The organism is Acidilobus sp. (assembly GCF_049973875.1).
GTDB lineage: Archaea > Thermoproteota > Thermoprotei_A > Sulfolobales > Acidilobaceae > Acidilobus.
This window is the reverse complement of the sequence record NZ_JBMFJI010000104.1, coordinates 1-641: the sequence shown is the minus strand read 5'-3', so window position 1 is coordinate 641 and position 641 is coordinate 1. Positions and strand designations below refer to the sequence as shown.

Sequence of the window (641 nt, the reverse complement as noted above, 5' to 3'; positions counted from 1 at the left end):
CAGGAAACCACGGGCCTGAAGGACCTCACGGCGCCCTTGTAGAGCGTTTTATTAAGTACGCGGAGAAACTCGAGACGATGGCACTCAGGCTGGAGACCTTCAGCCTCGTGAACAAGGCCCTAGAGAAGGAGGGCTACCACATCATCGGGAGCCACAGCGCCTACAAGAAGTGCCACTGGACGCACGAAGCTCTAGTCAACGGCAGGTTCTGTTACAAGGGCAAGTTCTACGGAATAGAGAGCCACAGATGCGTGCAGATGACTCCCACCTCTTCGTGGTGCTGGCTGAGGTGCGTCCACTGCTGGAGGCTCGAGCCGGAAGACGTAGGCATAGAGTGGGACGAGACCAAACTCCCAGAGTACGACGACCCAGAAATGATAGCCGAGAAGTCGATAGAGGAGCACAGGAGGGCCGTTTCTGGGTATTTCGGCAGGCAAGACGTGGATAGAGAGAAGGTTAAGGAAGCGATGGAGCCCAGGCACGTCGCAATTAGCCTCACGGGCGAGCCGACGCTTTACGAGAGGTTAGGCGAACTCATAGCCGAGTACCACAAGAGGGGTCTGACCACTTTCCTCGTTACCAGCGGCGTTAGGCCTGACGTATTGGCTTCGCTAGAGGAGGAACCGACCCAGCTCTTCGTA

The 641-nt window shown here is 56.8% G+C and carries 1 protein-coding gene; it reads left to right on the top strand.

Going from position 1 to position 641, the window contains the following annotated elements:
- Positions 1-77 precede the first annotated feature (77 nt).
- The coding region (locus ACP5H1_RS08550) for a radical SAM protein (protein WP_427974111.1) at positions 78-641 on the top strand (564 nt) is incomplete at its 3' end.